We start from the raw sequence: 15,276 nt of genomic DNA on the forward strand, positions 1-15,276 counted from the left end.
ATGTCAGCTCTGCGACGCCTCAAGAACGGGTTCCCGATCAGGATCAGCCGCCAGCCCCAGGCCCAGCGGACCGCGTCCGCGGACCTACGGGAAATCGCGCCGTCGCTTGGCCGCAATCCGTCGGCGCAGGAGCTGCTCGATGAGGCCCGTGCCGTGGTGATCAGAGCGATGCGCGATGAGTTCCTGCGCGAAGGCCTGGTGCTCGTGGACCTACCGGCGGACTGGACGCGCCGCACCCTGCTGGAGTCGCACCTGGCTGACGATCACGAGTACCAGGCGTTCGTGGACCGCTCCCTCCATGCGCTGGCGCTTGAGGCGGATCCGCAACCGGTGGCGCATGTGGCGCAGGAGCTGCGTGCGCGGGAATCGGCTGATCGCGCAGGACTGACGCTCGAGGCGGCTGGCTCTGTGGCTGCCCTGCTCGTATCCGAGGCGGTGCGCCAGGCTGCGCCTGCCGGGGACGGGCCGCATGACCGTGACCGTTACCTCGAGCGACTCGAAGCGGTGGCGCAGGGACAGCTGCGCCGGATGGTGACCGTGCCGCAGGAGCTACGGGTCGCGCAGCAGCGCCTGGCAGCTCTCGAAGAGGACGTGCATGAAGCACTCGGCCCCGATGCTCCGAACACTTCGTCCGCCGAGGAGAACGGCACGGCCGCTCCGACGCTCGGTGAGCGCGCCGCCGCCCTACGGGATTACCTGAACTCGGACAGCGGCCGCCAGACCGTCGGGATGATGGCCCGCGGTGCGGCGGCAGCGGCCACGAATCCGATGGTGCGCCGTGCGGGCCGCACAATCATGGGCAATCGCCGACGCGGCACCGACCATCAGCACTGATCCGCCGAGCAAGCGAGGCCGACGCCGCATGGCTCAACCGCGAACGCCACCGCGTGTGCGCGGCCATGAGCGTGCCGTGCACCAGCAGGGACCATCCGCTAAGAACGCCCCGCGTGCGCGCGGCCATGAGCGTTCACGGTGACGCAACTGGCAACGGGTGATGTGTTCAGCGGCTCACAGCGACGGCTCGGTGGTGATGCCCGCGGCGTGCTCGGCCATCTCCACGACGTTCTTGACCAGCAGCGCCCGGGTCATCGGGCCCACTCCCCCAGGGTTCGGGGAGATCCAGGATGCCTTCTCTGCAACACCGGGCGCGACGTCACCGGTGAGCTTCGCTTCCCCGGTCTCCGGGTCGACCACGCGGGAGACGCCGACGTCGAGCACGATCGCGCCCTCCTTGACGTCGTCCTGTGTCACCAGGTGCGCGGCCCCCGTGGCCGCGACGATCACGTCAGCGCGGCGCAGATGCTCCGACAGATCCCGGGTCCCGGTGTGCGTCAGGGTGACTGTGGCATTGACGGCACGGCGCGTCATGAGCGCGCCGATCGATCGGCCGACGGTCACGCCGCGGCCGGCGACCACCACATCCTTGCCCGCAAGGTCGATGCCATGCCGATCAAGCAGCTCGATGACGGCTCGCGGCGTGCAGGGCAGCGGCGTGAGGATCGGCCGGTTCGCGTTTAGCACCAGTCGCCCCAGGTTCATGGGGTGCAGACCGTCGGCGTCCTTGGCCGGGTCGATCCGTTCGAGGATCGCATCCGTGTCCAGATGCTTGGGCAACGGCAGCTGCACGATGTAACCGGTGCAGGCTGGATCGGCGTTCAGCTCATCGATCACCGCCTCGAGCTGCTCCTGAGTGGTGTCCTCCGGCAGGTGCTTCTGGATGGAGTTCAGGCCGATCTGCTCGCTGTCGCGGTGCTTGCCACGCACGTACGCGGCGCTGCCGGGGTCATCACCCACGAGCACAGTGGCCAGGCCCGGCTGCGGGTGGCCTGCCTGCACGAGGGCGCGCACACGCTCAGCAAGCTCAGCCTTGATGGTCTTAGCGGTGGCCCGCCCGTCCAGAATCTGTGCACCCATTCTGTCTCCTTCCTCGCGTTCCATCGTGCCTGTCAGTACTGGGCAAGTCCCGCATACAGCGGCTTCGCGTCAGCGAGCGCCGCGGTGCGGCGGCGCAGCGCCTCCAGGTCCGCACCGTCGGTCAGTGCGAGCGCGATCACGTCGGCCACCTCCCGGAACTCGTCGGCGCCGAAACCGCGGGTGGCGAGCGCCGGGGTGCCGATCCGCAGGCCGGAGGTGACGCGCGGGGGTCGCGGGTCGTTGGGCACGGCGTTGCGGTTCACGGTGATGCCGACCTCGTGGAGGCGGTCCTCCGCCATCTGGCCGTCGAACGGGCTGTCCACGAGGGAGACGAGCACCAGGTGCACGTCCGTACCGCCGGAAAGCACAGACACGCCGGCGCGCTGCATGTCCGGGGCCGTGAGCCGTTCAGCGAGGATGCGCGCGCCCTCGAGGGTGCGCTCCTGCCGCTCGCGGAACGCAGCGGACGCGGCGACCTTGAGCGCGACTGCTTTCGCGGCGATCACATGCATGAGGGGGCCACCCTGCTGGCCGGGGAAGACGGCGGAGTTGATCTTCTTGGCCCAGTCATCGGTGGACAGGATCATGCCCGAGCGCGGGCCGGCGAGGGTCTTGTGCACGGTGGTGGAGACGACATCAGCGTGGGGCACGGGGCTCGGATGCAGCCCGGCGGCGACGAGCCCGGCGAAGTGGGCCATATCCACCCACAAGCGTGCGCCCACCTCGTCGGCAATCGAGCGGAAGGCCGCAAAATCAAGCTGGCGCGGGTACGCGGACCACCCGGCGACGATCACATCGGGCCGGGTCGTGAGCGCCATCTCCCGCACGGCGTCCATGTCAAGCCGCCCCGTTGCCGGGTCGATCTCGTAGGCGGCGATGTCGTAGAGCCGGCCGGAGAAATTGAGCTTCATCCCGTGGGTGAGGTGGCCGCCGTGTGCAAGCGACAGCCCCATCAGCGTGTCCCCGGCCTGGGCGAGTGCGTGCATGACGGCTGCATTCGCGGTGGCACCAGAGTGCGGCTGCACATTGGCGTGCTGAGCGCCGAACAGCTCCTTCGCGCGCTCGATAGCAATCGTCTCCGCGACGTCCACCTCTTCGCAGCCGCCGTAGTACCGCTTCCCGGGGTAGCCCTCGGCGTACTTGTTCGTGAGCACAGAGCCCTGCGCCTGCAGCACTGCCCGCGGCACGAAGTTCTCGCTGGCGATCATCTCCAGCATGCGGCGCTGGCGATCCAGTTCACCGTCGAGCACACGCGCAATCTCCGGGTCGAGGTCGGCGATCGACTGGTCCATGACGTCCACGGTGCCTCCTGGCTTCTCGGGGAAGGGCGGAGCGTCATCACGCCGCCCGAAGAATGACCTTCATCCTAAATCGATCCGGCCCGCACCGGGCGCGTTCAGATCCGCACACCCACCTGGACCGGCTCGGGCACCAGGGTGATGCCGAAGGCGTCCTGCACCTGTGCACGCACGGCCCGCGCCAGCTCCACCAGGTCATCGCTGGTGGCGCCGCCGCGGTTCGTCAGGGCGAGCGAGTGCTTGCTCGAGACCGCGGCGCGGGGCCCGACGCTGAATCCACGCTCGATGCCCGCGTGTGTGATCAGCCAAGCCGCGCTCGTCTTGATCCGGCCGTCTCCGGCGTCGTACCGGGGCGCGTCGTGCGGCAGCCGCGCTGCCTGCTCAGCGTCCAGGATCGGGTTGGTGAAGAAGGAGCCAGCAGACCAGGTGTCGTGGTCTGCCTCATCGAGCACCATGCCCTTCGCGGCGCGAATTGCGAGCACCGCGTCACGGACCTGCGTCATCGGCACCCGGTCACCCACGTCGACACCCAAGCGTTCGGCAAGCTGGCTGTAGGCGATCGGCGCAGACAGGTTGCCGATGCGGTGCTGGAAGGTCACGGCGAGCACGACGTAGCGGCCGGTCGCAAACGCGTCATCGGCACCGTACCGGGTGCGTTTGAAGATGCTGTCGCGGTAGCCGAAGTCGCAGTCGCCGGCGAAGAAGGTGCGTACGCGTCGGTCGTCGCGATCCCAGGTCCGCACACGCGTGATGGTCGCGGCAACGTCCTGTCCGTAGGCGCCGACGTTCTGGATCGGGGTGGCGCCGACGGTTCCGGGAATGCCGGAGAGGGCCTCGATGCCGATCATCTCGCGTGCCACCGCGTACTGCACGGCGCGGTCCCAGGTGGTGCCAGCGAAATGCTCGACAATGGCGCCGCCACAGGTGGGCTCGAGCGGGGTGAGGGCAGCGGGATCCGCCAGGATTCCGTCGGGCTCACCGCTGGGGCTGATCTCGCATTGTGCGTCGAGCACGGGCGGGCGATGCGGGTCGCGCAGGTGCACGACGGTGCCGTCGAACGGGGCGTCGGAGGCAATGATGTTGCTGCCTCCACCAAGCACGAGCAGGTCCTCGCCGCGCTCGTCGGCGGCGGCAACAGCCTGGATGATCTGCTCTTCATCCGTGGCATCGACGAGGCTGCGGATCGTTCCACCGATGCGCAGTGTGGTGAGATCCGCCAGTCGTGTCATGCCTGCGACCCCTCCGGTGTGTGAGGCAGTGCGATGGTGACGCGGGCGCGGCCGAGCGCGGCGGTGCCATCGACGGTGGCCGTCAGGTCGATTCGTGCGGTTCGCCCCTCCTGGTCGATGCTGCCGACGGTGGCTGTGACGTGCAGCGTCACCGAGCCGTCGGCGGGCACGACCACGGGGTTCGTGAACCGGGTCGAGTACGCAGTCACTCGTGTGGGGTCACCGAGCGCATCGAGCAACGGCGCGATCGCCATCCCCATGGTGAGCATGCCGTGGGCGAGCACGCCCGGCAGCCCGGCCGCCTGTGCTGCGGTGTCGTTGTAGTGGATGGGGTTGAAGTCGCCGGAGGCGCCGGCGTAGCGCACGAGGGTGTCACGGGTGATCTCGCGGTCGACAGCGAGGATCTCCTGGCCCTTCTCAAGGGCGCTGAGGTCGAGGGTGGTCGTCATGGCCTGCTGGGCTCCTTCCTGGTCGGTGCCGTGCGTCGCGTCTGGTTCACGCACCGCGCACCACGAGCATGCTGCGCACGGCTGCGACGGGGGCGCCGGATTCGTCGGCCATATCCACTCGGGTCGTGACCATGGTGTGGCCGCCCGCCGCACGCACCCGTTCGACGGTGAGGGTCGGGATGAGCACGTCACCGGCGATAACGGGGCGATGCAGGGTGAAGTCCTCCTCGCCGTGGACCACGCGGCTGAAGTCGATACCGGCAGCGGGGTCCTCGATGTACTGGGCCTCCGTGCTCTGGGCGAGAGAGACCAGGAAGGTGGGAGGGGCCACGACGTCGGTGTACCCGGCCGCATGAGCGGCATCAGCGTCGGTGTGCAGCGGGGAGGCCGCGCCCGTGGCATGCGCGAACTCAGCGATCTTCGCGGCACTCACGCGGTGCGGTGCGCCGGGAGGGTAGGTGCGTCCGGCGAAGGACGGATCCGGGGCGGTGGGGCTCTGGGCGTCAGCGGCGGTCATGGGGCTCCTCGGGTCGGGTCCGTCCAGGCTAGGCGCCGACGGGTCGCTGGCCATCGGGGCCCGTCACTGCTGCGTGCATTGTCGGTACGGGCTGGGCATGCGCGGCGCCTGGGTGCGCAGGATGCGCGAAAGGCCACTCGGCATACTCCGAGTGGCCCTGTCACGTGTGCGCGATCGCGGTCAGCGGGTCTCGCGGTGCGCGGTCTGCTTGCCGCAGGTGGGGCAGAACTTTGACAGCTCGAGGCGGTCGGGGGTGTTCCGCCGATTCTTCTTGGTGATGTAGTTGCGCGCCTTGCAGTCGACGCAGGCCATGGTGATCTTGGGACGCACGTCAGAGCTCTTGCTCGCCACGGTTCGCCTCTCTCGTTCCGGGTGACGCGCCGGGTGCGCGCCGCGTGGGTCCCCTGGCGGGGATTGTCTGTGCACTCCGGCCGAGCCGGCGTGGTACCGAGGGCGGGGATCGAACCCGCGACCTCACGATTATGAGTCGTGCGCTCTGACCGTCTGAGCTACCCCGGCATGATCGATGCGACGGCCCGACCTCACAGAGGTCGGGCCGGTCATCCATCAGAGCCCTGAAAGGGAATCGAACCCTTGACCTTCTCCTTACCATGGAGATGCTCTGCCGACTGAGCTATCAGGGCAACCCGGTGAACGCTACACGCTTCGTGCCCAGGGGGCAATTCGCACGCGGCGACCGGTGCCTCGGATCACATGGATCTTCGGCGGTGGCAGGTGAGGGATTCGAACCCCCGTAGGCAATGCCAGCTGATTTACAGTCAGCCCCCTTTGGCCACTCGGGTAACCTGCCGGGTCGACCAGTCCGGAGCACCACACGGAATCCAACCGAGATTCTGCCGACGCCCGCGAACGGACCTGGAACAGCATACCGGCCACCCGGCCTCGAGGCGAACCTTCTCCCGGAGGCTGAGCCATGAGGCTGGTCACAGGTCCTGTATCGGCGCGGCTAGAGTGGGCGGATCAACCCCGATCATCCGCTGCTGCACCGACCGTCGGTCGCTGCACTCACCCACTTATCACTGCATTCATCTCACTGTCACTGCATTCAGGAGGCTCAGATGGCTGATTCCTCGTTCGACGTCGTCAGCAAGCTCGACCGCCAAGAGGTCGATAACGCCGTCAACCAGGCGATCAAAGAGGTCGGCTCCCGCTACGACTTCCGCGGCACCGGCGCTTCCGTCGCACTCAGCGGCGACGAGATCGTGATGACTGCGAACGCTGAGGAGCGCGTTATGGCCGTGCTCGACGTGCTGCAGACGAAGCTGCTTCGTCGCGGGGTCTCCCTGAAGGCCATCGAGGTGGGTGAGCCCAAGCAGTCAGGTAAGGAGGTGCGCCTGACTGCCGCACTGAAGGAGGGAATCTCCTCCGAGGATGCAAAGAAGATCGCGAAGATCATCCGCGATGAGGGCCCCAAGGGGGTCAAGGCGCAGATTCAGGGCGATGAGCTGCGGGTCAGCTCCAAGAGCCGGGACAACCTGCAGGCTGTCATTGCGCTGCTGAAGGGCAAGGATCTCGACGTCGCCCTGCAGTTCGTGAATTACAGGTAAGCCACTCCGCGGCCCGTCTCTGCTGACCCCGCTGCAGAGACACGGGCACAGCGCACATGCACGAGTGCCCCGGCCCTGATGGGCCGGGGCACTGCGTTGTGGGCGTGATCAGCCCTGGTTCGAGGTGTCGTCCTGCTCGTCGGCGTGCTTGTTCAGCTCGTCACCCTTGCCCACAAGAACCTGCTCGAGGTTGGCCACGGCGCCGTTCTGGAAGTTGTTCCAGTCATCGAGGAAGGCGTCGTAGTCCGGGCCGAGCCACTCGACGCCGCTGACGATGGTGCCGGCGTCGGCGATCGCGCTCGCCATGTCCGAACCGGTGGTGTTGAGGAGCTGCGCGACCTCGCGCCCCTCGTCCGGGTTCATCCCCTTGAATGACATTGTGTCCCCTTACTCCGAAAGCTCGATCAGTGTGATGGCGGTGCTCAGGCAGACGCGTCGCGCTGCTCGGTGGCGTTCTGACGGGCACGCTCGGCGAAATCCTCCGCCTGCTGCTTGACCTGCTGAACCAGCTGCTGGACGCTGGAATCGAAATCAGCGACGTACTGCTCGCGGTCATCACCGGTCCAGTCGAGCTCGGCCACGCGGTTCTGGGCCGTGGTGTACAGCTCCTGGACACGCTCTCCAGCCTGCTGGATCTGGTTAGCCATCTGCTCGACAGCCTCCGGGTCCATCCCCTTCTTCATGGTCTTCCCTCCATGTGTGTTCCCTCGGGTCACCCGGATTGACGATCCGAGCCGTGATCCTGGGCCCCTGCGACCCGTGATCTCCAGGTGATGGCTCCACTCTAGGCAGGTGGGGCATCCCGCGCGATGGGGACTAGTACCCATGACCTACCCCGACGGCTCCCCCTGGTCACCTGCCAGCAGAATGCGAGGTCAGGCGGCTGCCAGCGTGAGAACCCCGTGTGCGTCGAGCGCGCCGCCATCCCCATTCACCGTTCCTCCCCAATGACAAGAGCCCCGACTCCCAGAGGGAGCCGAGGCTCTTGTCGTGGCGCGAGCGATCTCGCCGGGGCTCAGCCCTGGTTCGAGGTCTCGTCCTGCTCGTCGGCGTGCTTGTTCAGCTCGTCAGCCTTGGCGGTGTACGCGTCGGCCAGAGCCTGCTTGGCGCCGCTGAGGTAGGAGGTCCAGTCGTTGGTGAAGTTGTCGTAGTCGGGGCCCACCCAGGCCACGGACATAACCTCGGAGTTGACGCTGTCGTGCGTGTCGCTGAGGACCGTAGCGGCCTCCTTGACCAGGTTAGCGGTCTCGCGTCCCGCCTCGGGATCCATTCCCTTGAAAGCCATGATTCTCCCCTTTTCTGAAAGTCAGTCAGTTGTTGGTATCGGTGACCGCGGTCAGTTCGACGCCTGGTCCTGGGCGTCGGCGTTCTGGCGCAGACGCTCGGCGAACTCGGTGAGCTGCTGCTGGCAGGTACGCGCGGCGTTGCCCACCTCGCTCTCGAACTGGCTGATGTACTGCTGCTGGTCCTCACCGGTCCAGTCGAGCTCGTTGACCTGGTTGAGGCGCAGCTCGTAGTTCTGCATGACGTTCTCGCCGAGCTCCTCGACGCGACCCGCCAGTGCGCGCACAGCCTCGGGATCCATGCCCTTCTTCATTGTGTCCCCCTCCGTGGTGACAGTGTTGGATGGTCCATCACGTCGGTGGTTCTCGGTGGCTCGGGGCCTGTCCTCGATCCGCTCCGTTCGTGATGGCTTCACACTATGCGTACCGCACAACACTTGGCGATGGGGAGAACTACCCACCCTGGTGATTTTTTGGAGACGCCCCGCTCAGGCCCCACATCTACGCAGGTCACAGCGCCGTGGATGGGTGCGAATGGGGAGGAAGGGCCGGCGGAACCGCCGAAAATCTGGCTCTGGGATGCCGCATGGTGTCGCGTCAGCCGTATGGCGTCGCGTCACAAGACTGTGGAGCACAGAGCGAGGGCCCCGCCCGATGCCGGCGAAGCCCTCATTCTCGATACGTCGTCGGTCTCCACGACCGACGCCGTCGCGTCACAGTCCAGTGATGGCCACCGAGTCCTGGATCCCGCGCACGACCTCGATCTCCTCCTCGGCCCCCTCAGCACCGCAGCTGCCAACGATCTCGATGACATCCACAGCAACGTCTTCGCGAGAGATCACCGCGTAGCGCGCTGCCTGCACCACGGTGGGACGCCCAGGCTGCGTGTACCCGTACTCGCTCGCCACCCACGTCGTGCCCTCAATGTCAATCTCCCCCGTGCCGAGCTCCTCCAGCTCCGGCAACGATGCCTTGCGCTGTTCGAGACCGTTTTTCGCCGCTTCAAGCGTGAACTCGGGGCCGAAACGCTGCACCGTGACCACCACATTGGCCCGGAAGCGCCCCTCAACGCGGGGCTGCGCGACTGCAAGCTGCACCCCCGGAACAGTCAAGGTTTCCCAATCGTCCGGAACGGACAGCGAAACGGTCGGAGGTCCGGGAAAGACCTCGCTCGGGTAAGAAATGGTCTTGCTCATATCGACGCTCCGTTCCTCCCACCGGTGGCCGCGATCAATCTACCAGTATGAGAGCGGCCCGGGTCACATCAGACCCGAGCCGCTCCCCATCCCTCATACGGTCAGTTCGAGGAGGTCGCCTCCTGCTGACCGGCGTTGCGGTCAGCGCTCTCACCGAGCTCGTTCACGGCGTCCTTGACCTGCAGCAGTGCAGGCACCATCTCGCCCGCCCACTGGTCGCGGAAGCGGTCCGCATCCGGGCCGGTCCAGTCGACTCCCTCCAGCCCACTGGTGAGCTCCTGCTCGATCCGCAGAATCTCATCCGCGGCATCACGCAGCTGGCCCGCCATGCGACGGACCTCTTCAATGTTCATGCCCTTGACAGCGTTCACGGCTCGGGTTCCCCTTTCCTGGTCTGCGACTCGCCCGCGCCCCCATCGGGTGCACCGGCCCCTGCCTCGGGATCACTCTAGAGGGGCTTCATCACCGGGGCGATGGGGAGGAGTCCCCATGTGGACATCCCGCGATCGCATGCGGATGACCCGGCCCCAGAGCTCTTCCCTCCAGGCGTCATGTGGTGATCTGGGCGGTCTGAAGCTTCACCGCACGCCCGCTGTAGACCAGGAAGCCACGGCCCGCCGGGAAATCAGCCCGACGAATGCGGCCCAGGTTGGTGCCCAGCAGGGAGTCACCGTCCATCTCACCGGGTTGCAGCAGCAGACCGCGACGCCCCGCCTTGAACGGCTGCGCGAGCAGATACGCCTGCGACCAGGAGGCAGACTCGTTCTCGCCCACCACGAACTGCCCCTCGCGGGTGCACGCTCGAATGAGCTTGTCCAGGTCGTTCTCCACGCCGGTGCCCGTGAAGTCAGCAACGCCGTCGATGAACAGTGCCAGCTGTCCCTCCGGCACCGCACCACTCTCGACGGCGCTGAACAGCTGGCCCGCGAGCTCCTTCACGGTCTCCGGGTCTGATCCCTCCACATCCCAGACGGGAAGGCCCGTCAGAGGCGTGCGTCGAGAGGAGAATCGCACCAGGCGCATTGGGTTCGGCATCGCCTTCAGGCCGCTGGCGATCGTCAGCATCGCCGTGGTGCGGCCGGAGCTCATCGGCCCGGTGACCATGAACGCGCCACGCGGTTCGTAGGTGACCTCGGCCAGTGTCTCGTCGCCCATGCCGATAACAGGCATGCCGTCCACGACCGGGCGCAACTGCGAGAACTCCACGCGCTCAGGCAGACGGAGCACCTCGGGCGCCTCCGGTACGCCGGCGCGGCGCATCGCCTTGGCGAGCTTAGAGACCTCGCGCGACTGGATCGCCACGTTCGCATCGCCGCCGTGGACGGCGATCTGAACCTCATGGCCCTGCAGAATGGCGCGGCCAGGAGGTGACTTGCTGTCCAGGATGTCTTTTGCCTCGCCGAACGCGAGATAGTCGTCGACGCTCGCCATGCGGTGAATGAGCCGCCGCTGGATCGAGGAGCCCAGGGACGTCGGGATGGCGTTGGGTCGATCACCGGTGACGATCACATGGATGCCCACCTGACGGCCATCGGTCGCGATCTGCACGAAGGTGGTGAACCACTTGGTGAGGTTCGAGAAGTCGTACGCCTCACGGAAGGCGGCCATGCCGTCCACCAGCAGCAGGATGCGCGGGGTGTCCGGTTTCCCAGCCAACTCGCGGTATTCGGACACAGATCCGGCACGGAGCTTCGCGAAGTCACGGGCCCGCTCGTCAATCGTCTGCCGCAAGGTGCGCAGCAAGCGGATCACGCGCTCCTCGTCATCGCCCGGCACGATCGATCCGACGTGCGGCAGCTCCTCCAGCATGGTCAGGCCAGAGGCACCGAAGTCCAGGCCGTACACCTGCACAGGGCCACCACGCACCGTGGACGCTGCAGAAATGGCGATCGTGCGCAGCGTGGTGGACTTGCCGGAACCACCGGTGCCGTAGATCGCCATATTGCCGTCCTGGTCCGGGAAATAGGAGACAGTCGGCTGAGCCTGATCCTCCGGCACGTCCATCACGCCCAGCAGCAGCTCTTCGTCGGTACGCCGCGTCGGAAGACGGGAGAGGTCGTACGCTTCGGCTAGCTCGGACAGCCACGGCTTGCGCGGGGCCGGCACACCCGCCTGCTCAGCCGCTTTGGTGATGGTTGCGACCATGCGGGAGATGTCATTCGGACCGGGGTCCTTGACCTCCTTCTTCGGCGGAGCTGGGATATCCCATTTCTCGCCGGTGCCGAAGTCCTTCTCGACCACGTCGATGCGGGCCCGCTCCGGTTCGTCGGTGGTCCAGCCTCCGGCATACCCCGTCTGGAAGGTGGCGATACGGCCGGGGCCGGTCTTCGCGGCGGCACGACCGGGAATGCCGGGATCGAAGTGGGCGGCCATCTTGTCGCCCAGGATGTCCTTGGAGTCTGCTTCGTCGGCCATGCGCAGGGCGATGCGCAGGTTGGTGTTCGCGCGCAGGTTGTCCTTGATCACGCCAGCGGGCCGCTGGGTGGCGAGGATCAGGTGCAGTCCGAGTGAGCGGCCACGGGCGGCGACGTCCACGACGCCGTCGACGAACTCCGGGATCTCCTTAGCCAGAGCTGCGAACTCATCGACGATGATGATCAGGCTCGGCGGCGCCTCGGGGTCACCGGTGCGCTCCAGCGAGACGAGGTCCTTGGCCTTCTTCCGGTTGAGCAGGTGCTCGCGGTAGTGCAGCTCAGCGCGCAAAGACGTCAGGGCGCGGCGCACGAGGTGCGGGGAGAGGTCGGTGACCAGGCCGACGGCGTGCGGCAGTGTGATCGCGTCGGCGAACGCGGCACCACCCTTGTAGTCCACGAACAGGAAGGTGACGCGGTCCGGGCTGTGGGCGGTGGCCATACCCATCACCCAGGCCTGCAGGAACTCTGATTTACCGGCACCGGTGGTGCCGCCGACGAGGGCGTGCGGGCCCTGGGTACGCAGGTCGAGGTGGAAGGCGTCCTGACCGTTATGGCCGATCAGCCCGCGCAGGTTCGCATCATGCTTACGGCGCTGCGGTTCGCTGCCATCGCGCGGGGTCAACGAGTTGTTCTGCTTCCAGCGCTCAATGATGGCGCCCGGGTCCTCCGCCAGTTCCATCCCGCCGAGCTTGAGGTAGGAGATCGCGCGCGGCAGATCGGAATCGTCGTCGATCGGTACGCCCGCGTCGACGACGGGGGACAGATGACGCGCCACACCGGCGGCGACGTCGACCGAGACGGTCTCGACGCTCACGGGGTAGAACCGTTCACCGAGTCGCACGTGGCCGGCACTGGCACCCTCGACGGACTCATCCACCGAGATGTAGGTGCGGCAGGCGGCCGGGAGGGCGGCGACGTTGGAGGCGCACCACACGATGTGCACGCCGACGTCGGGGCCGCGCTCCGCGAGGCGCACTAGGCGAGCGCGATCCACCGGCGCATCATCCTCGATGATGACCACCAGGTTCGGAGTGATGGGCTCCGGCGGGATGTCCGGTTCCTTGGTGATGTCCGTGGTCATCGGGGTGCGCAGCTGCGGCGCTTCACCGCCGCCACGTTGTTCGATCAGCTCTTCGATGCGGCTGAGCAACGACGTACCGCGCCCCGGGGTGTCCGCAAGGTGGTCACCGGGCAGCGGCGAGTGGGGACTGGAGGTGTGCGGCAGCCATTTCAGCCACTCCCACATGTCGCGGCTGGAACGCGAGGTGATCGCGGCGATGGCGATCTCCGCCGGGGAGTGCAGCGCGAACAGCTGGGTGATAATGCCGCGTGCCACACCGTCGGCGGCGTCCCCTCCCCCGGCGATGCCGATGTTGCCCGCGTACCGAAGCTCAGCAACGATCGGCACACCCGCGATGAGCTTATACTCCTCGTGCATGTCATCGAGCATGTCGTAGTACTTCGGGATGGCGTCGTTCTCTGCCGGCATCTCGATGCCCACGCGAGACTCGGCCACGCCCAGGCCCAGGCGCACGGTCGCGAAAGCGTTGTGCTCAGGTCGGTGGGTCCACAGCAGCCGCCCCAGCCGGAACGCGGCGTCGACGGTGTCCGCTGCGGAGGGCGTCTCCACCAGACGTACCGCTCGTTCGAGATCCTGTGCCGCGGTGACCCGCCGCTTCAGCGAGGCGAGCCCTTCTTCGAAGTTCTTGATCTGTCGTTCGAGGACCTTCTTCTGCTGGAATTTGCGGTTCAGGAAGCCGGCGGTCGCCATCATCGGCATCATGAACACGAACATGAGCGAGAACGGGCTGCGGGTCATCGAGAACATGAAGGCGCCCATGAGGATCGGCGCGAACATCATGAAGATCGGGAAGAACTGCGGCTGCGGCTCTTTTGGGGGTGTTGGCGCCTTCATCGGCCGGTAGGGGAAGCGCGGCACCACACGCGGAGACCGGTTGAACTCCACCACCGGCGAGTTCGGTGTCGTGCCGCCCAGACGGTGCAGGGCGATCACGGAGAAGGTGGTCTGACCGATCAGCACGGTGTCCGCCGGGCCGACGACGGCGCGTTGCACCTGTTCACCACCGATGACGACACCGTTGGAGGAGTGCAGGTCGACGATCTCGATGGAGTCGCCCACGTTGATGCGGGCGTGACGTTTGGACAGCATTGGGTCGGCGATGCGGATATCAAGGTCACCTTCGCGGCCGATCACGCTCGACCCGCTGGGCAGTGGAAACTCACGGCCTGCCTCTGGTCCCGACAGCACGCGCAGCAGTGCGACGGCCGCGCCGCGTGACTCGGATTTCGTGGCGTACTCGCTGCTGGAGCGCGCGATGGAGACAATGGATCCAGAGCGCAGACCCGCCTGGATGAGGTCGATCTCGCGATCGAGGGAGCGCACGCCTGCAGCACCGGGACCAGCGCCCGGATCCTGCACCTGCAGAGTGAGACCCTCGGGCGCCTCCACCTCCGAGCGCAGCGGGTCTGCGAGATACAGAGCATTGGCTACATCGGCGACCGTCGCGGTGGCATCGGCCGTCACCTCAAGATCGGTCAGCCTGTCCTCCGGCCGCCGCAGCGTGAGCTTGATGCGCATGGCCCTTCCTCCCTCATTCCGGGCTCGTGCCCGGCCTCCTCAGCCGGCCATATAGCCGGCTCATCTTCACGATGCCGGGGTCAGTCCTCGTCCTCATCCTGTGCCTGGTCCAGCAGCGGCAGATCCGCGGTCGTCACCAGACGCGAGAACACGGCATGCTCGACGAGTCGAGCGCGCCGGTTGCTGGCAAGCTTGCCGGGTCCACCCCGCAGGCCGCGCACCCCCATGCGGTCCAGCTTGTCGCACACGTTATCGAGCTTGCGGTTGAACTTCGTCAGCGCCCACCCCAGCCGTTTCGCGGCCTGCGCGGATGTGGGAACGGAACTCATGCCACTGCCTTCACGCACGAGCATCGGTTCGGCGAGCGCAAGGATCAACAGCTTCTGGCTGGCGGTCAGCTGAACCGACCCCACCGTGGTCTCCCCCACCGGGTCATCCGCCGAGGCGATCCGTTCGAAGTCGGGCGACTCGGCGTGCACCGACAGATCGTAGGTGGTCGGTCCCGCGGTGAAGACCACCTTCGTTTCATCGAATACCAGCGGGATCCGGGCCCCGGGTGCCAGCCACGCCTGCATCGACCCGCTGCCATCGGTGATGGTGGCGGACAGGCGCGAGCCGATGTTCACCAGCCACCACATCGACTCGACCTGCAGGATCGACAGGAACTTCCGGTGGAGGAACGGGTTGTCGTCATCCACGTTGAGGTCCGCGTCGCGGCCGATAGTGAACTCCTGTCCGTCAGCTACGCGGAACCATTCGCCGCAGAATTCCACAGAGATCGAGGACGCCATCGTCAGTTCCTTTCAATC

At 66.7% G+C, this 15,276-nt stretch carries 16 protein-coding genes and 3 tRNA genes; 2 read left to right on the forward strand and 17 right to left on the reverse strand.

What is annotated here, in order from left to right:
* The gene (locus C8271_RS10155; protein WP_106507185.1) at nucleotides 1-834 is read left to right on the forward strand and encodes a hypothetical protein; all 834 of its coding nucleotides are present in this window, start codon (nucleotides 1-3) and stop codon (nucleotides 832-834) included.
* Nucleotides 835-1,008: 174 nt separating this feature from the next.
* On the opposite strand, the gene C8271_RS10160 is transcribed toward C8271_RS10155, so the two are convergent.
* From C8271_RS10160 to C8271_RS10200, 9 genes are all read right to left on the reverse strand, one after another.
* Nucleotides 1,009-1,914, reverse strand: coding sequence for a bifunctional methylenetetrahydrofolate dehydrogenase/methenyltetrahydrofolate cyclohydrolase (locus tag C8271_RS10160; RefSeq protein ID WP_106507186.1), 906 nt, complete (start codon nucleotides 1,912-1,914; stop codon nucleotides 1,009-1,011).
* A gap of 32 nt (nucleotides 1,915-1,946) precedes the next feature.
* Nucleotides 1,947-3,206: a serine hydroxymethyltransferase gene (glyA, locus tag C8271_RS10165; protein ID WP_170957952.1), complete on the reverse strand. Its 1,260-nt coding sequence runs from the start codon at nucleotides 3,204-3,206 to the stop codon at nucleotides 1,947-1,949.
* Between the two features lie 104 nt (nucleotides 3,207-3,310).
* Nucleotides 3,311-4,441: a UDP-N-acetylmuramate dehydrogenase gene (locus C8271_RS10170; RefSeq protein ID WP_106507188.1), complete on the reverse strand. Its 1,131-nt coding sequence runs from the start codon at nucleotides 4,439-4,441 to the stop codon at nucleotides 3,311-3,313.
* Entirely contained in the window at nucleotides 4,438-4,890 is a 453-nt protein-coding gene (locus C8271_RS10175) for a MaoC/PaaZ C-terminal domain-containing protein (protein ID WP_106508021.1), read from the reverse strand. The genes C8271_RS10170 and C8271_RS10175 overlap by 4 nt, the downstream gene beginning before the upstream one ends.
* Nucleotides 4,891-4,936: 46 nt before the next feature.
* Entirely contained in the window at nucleotides 4,937-5,407 is a 471-nt protein-coding gene (locus tag C8271_RS10180; protein ID WP_106507189.1) for an FAS1-like dehydratase domain-containing protein, read from the reverse strand.
* 180 nt (nucleotides 5,408-5,587) lie between these two features.
* Nucleotides 5,588-5,758 carry a 50S ribosomal protein L33 gene (gene rpmG, locus C8271_RS10185; RefSeq protein ID WP_029360274.1) on the reverse strand — a complete coding sequence of 57 codons (171 nt, stop codon included), beginning with the start codon at nucleotides 5,756-5,758 and terminating at the stop codon, nucleotides 5,588-5,590.
* A gap of 91 nt (nucleotides 5,759-5,849) precedes the next feature.
* Nucleotides 5,850-5,926, reverse strand: a tRNA-Met gene (locus tag C8271_RS10190).
* A gap of 52 nt (nucleotides 5,927-5,978) precedes the next feature.
* A tRNA-Thr gene (locus tag C8271_RS10195) sits at nucleotides 5,979-6,051 on the reverse strand.
* Between the two features lie 85 nt (nucleotides 6,052-6,136).
* Nucleotides 6,137-6,218: transfer RNA gene (locus tag C8271_RS10200), tRNA-Tyr, on the reverse strand.
* A gap of 268 nt (nucleotides 6,219-6,486) precedes the next feature.
* On the opposite strand from C8271_RS10200, the gene C8271_RS10205 reads away from it, so the two are divergent.
* Complete coding sequence (locus C8271_RS10205; RefSeq protein WP_106507190.1) at nucleotides 6,487-6,975, forward strand: YajQ family cyclic di-GMP-binding protein; 489 nt, start codon at nucleotides 6,487-6,489, stop codon at nucleotides 6,973-6,975.
* A 108-nt stretch (nucleotides 6,976-7,083) separates the two neighbouring features.
* Here the strand turns inward: C8271_RS10205 and C8271_RS10210 are convergent, their stop codons facing one another.
* From C8271_RS10210 to C8271_RS10245, 8 genes are all read right to left on the reverse strand, one after another.
* Nucleotides 7,084-7,353 (reverse strand): hypothetical protein, encoded by a 270-nt coding sequence (locus C8271_RS10210; RefSeq protein ID WP_106507191.1) that lies wholly within the window; start codon nucleotides 7,351-7,353, stop codon nucleotides 7,084-7,086.
* A 44-nt stretch (nucleotides 7,354-7,397) separates the two neighbouring features.
* Complete coding sequence (locus tag C8271_RS10215; RefSeq protein WP_106507192.1) at nucleotides 7,398-7,658, reverse strand: WXG100 family type VII secretion target; 261 nt, start codon at nucleotides 7,656-7,658, stop codon at nucleotides 7,398-7,400.
* Between the two features lie 332 nt (nucleotides 7,659-7,990).
* A complete protein-coding gene (locus tag C8271_RS10220; RefSeq protein WP_245921096.1) occupies nucleotides 7,991-8,260 on the reverse strand; it encodes a hypothetical protein in 270 nt (89 codons plus the stop codon).
* 51 nt (nucleotides 8,261-8,311) lie between these two features.
* Nucleotides 8,312-8,572 (reverse strand): WXG100 family type VII secretion target, encoded by a 261-nt coding sequence (locus tag C8271_RS10225; protein WP_106507193.1) that lies wholly within the window; start codon nucleotides 8,570-8,572, stop codon nucleotides 8,312-8,314.
* A 399-nt stretch (nucleotides 8,573-8,971) separates the two neighbouring features.
* A complete protein-coding gene (locus C8271_RS10230; RefSeq protein WP_106507194.1) occupies nucleotides 8,972-9,454 on the reverse strand; it encodes a hypothetical protein in 483 nt (160 codons plus the stop codon).
* A 101-nt stretch (nucleotides 9,455-9,555) separates the two neighbouring features.
* Nucleotides 9,556-9,825 (reverse strand): WXG100 family type VII secretion target, encoded by a 270-nt coding sequence (locus tag C8271_RS10235; RefSeq protein ID WP_106507195.1) that lies wholly within the window; start codon nucleotides 9,823-9,825, stop codon nucleotides 9,556-9,558.
* 178 nt (nucleotides 9,826-10,003) lie between these two features.
* Complete coding sequence (locus C8271_RS10240) at nucleotides 10,004-14,467, reverse strand: type VII secretion EssC family protein (RefSeq protein ID WP_106507196.1); 4,464 nt, start codon at nucleotides 14,465-14,467, stop codon at nucleotides 10,004-10,006.
* Between the two features lie 80 nt (nucleotides 14,468-14,547).
* Complete coding sequence (locus C8271_RS10245) at nucleotides 14,548-15,258, reverse strand: FHA domain-containing protein (protein WP_106507197.1); 711 nt, start codon at nucleotides 15,256-15,258, stop codon at nucleotides 14,548-14,550.
* Nucleotides 15,259-15,276 lie beyond the last annotated feature (18 nt).

The sequence above is a fragment of the Brachybacterium timonense genome (genome assembly GCF_900258505.1).
Classification (GTDB): Bacteria; Actinomycetota; Actinomycetes; order Actinomycetales; family Dermabacteraceae; genus Brachybacterium; species Brachybacterium timonense.

Excerpts from the sequence above, each read along its gene's own strand:
- C8271_RS10155 (WP_106507185.1), top strand. The coding sequence starts at position 1 with ATGTCAGCTCTGCGACGCCTCAAGAACGGGTTCCCGATCAGGATCAGC.
- C8271_RS10160 (WP_106507186.1), bottom strand. The coding sequence starts at position 1,914 with ATGGGTGCACAGATTCTGGACGGGCGGGCCACCGCTAAGACCATCAAG.
- glyA (WP_170957952.1), bottom strand. The coding sequence starts at position 3,206 with ATGGACCAGTCGATCGCCGACCTCGACCCGGAGATTGCGCGTGTGCTC.
- C8271_RS10170 (WP_106507188.1), bottom strand. The coding sequence starts at position 4,441 with ATGACACGACTGGCGGATCTCACCACACTGCGCATCGGTGGAACGATC.
- C8271_RS10175 (WP_106508021.1), bottom strand. The coding sequence starts at position 4,890 with ATGACGACCACCCTCGACCTCAGCGCCCTTGAGAAGGGCCAGGAGATC.
- C8271_RS10180 (WP_106507189.1), bottom strand. The coding sequence starts at position 5,407 with ATGACCGCCGCTGACGCCCAGAGCCCCACCGCCCCGGATCCGTCCTTC.
- C8271_RS10205 (WP_106507190.1), top strand. The coding sequence starts at position 6,487 with ATGGCTGATTCCTCGTTCGACGTCGTCAGCAAGCTCGACCGCCAAGAG.
- C8271_RS10210 (WP_106507191.1), bottom strand. The coding sequence starts at position 7,353 with ATGTCATTCAAGGGGATGAACCCGGACGAGGGGCGCGAGGTCGCGCAG.
- C8271_RS10215 (WP_106507192.1), bottom strand. The coding sequence starts at position 7,658 with ATGAAGAAGGGGATGGACCCGGAGGCTGTCGAGCAGATGGCTAACCAG.
- C8271_RS10220 (WP_245921096.1), bottom strand. The coding sequence starts at position 8,260 with ATGGCTTTCAAGGGAATGGATCCCGAGGCGGGACGCGAGACCGCTAAC.
- C8271_RS10225 (WP_106507193.1), bottom strand. The coding sequence starts at position 8,572 with ATGAAGAAGGGCATGGATCCCGAGGCTGTGCGCGCACTGGCGGGTCGC.
- C8271_RS10230 (WP_106507194.1), bottom strand. The coding sequence starts at position 9,454 with ATGAGCAAGACCATTTCTTACCCGAGCGAGGTCTTTCCCGGACCTCCG.
- C8271_RS10240 (WP_106507196.1), bottom strand. The coding sequence starts at position 14,467 with ATGCGCATCAAGCTCACGCTGCGGCGGCCGGAGGACAGGCTGACCGAT.
- C8271_RS10245 (WP_106507197.1), bottom strand. The coding sequence starts at position 15,258 with ATGGCGTCCTCGATCTCTGTGGAATTCTGCGGCGAATGGTTCCGCGTA.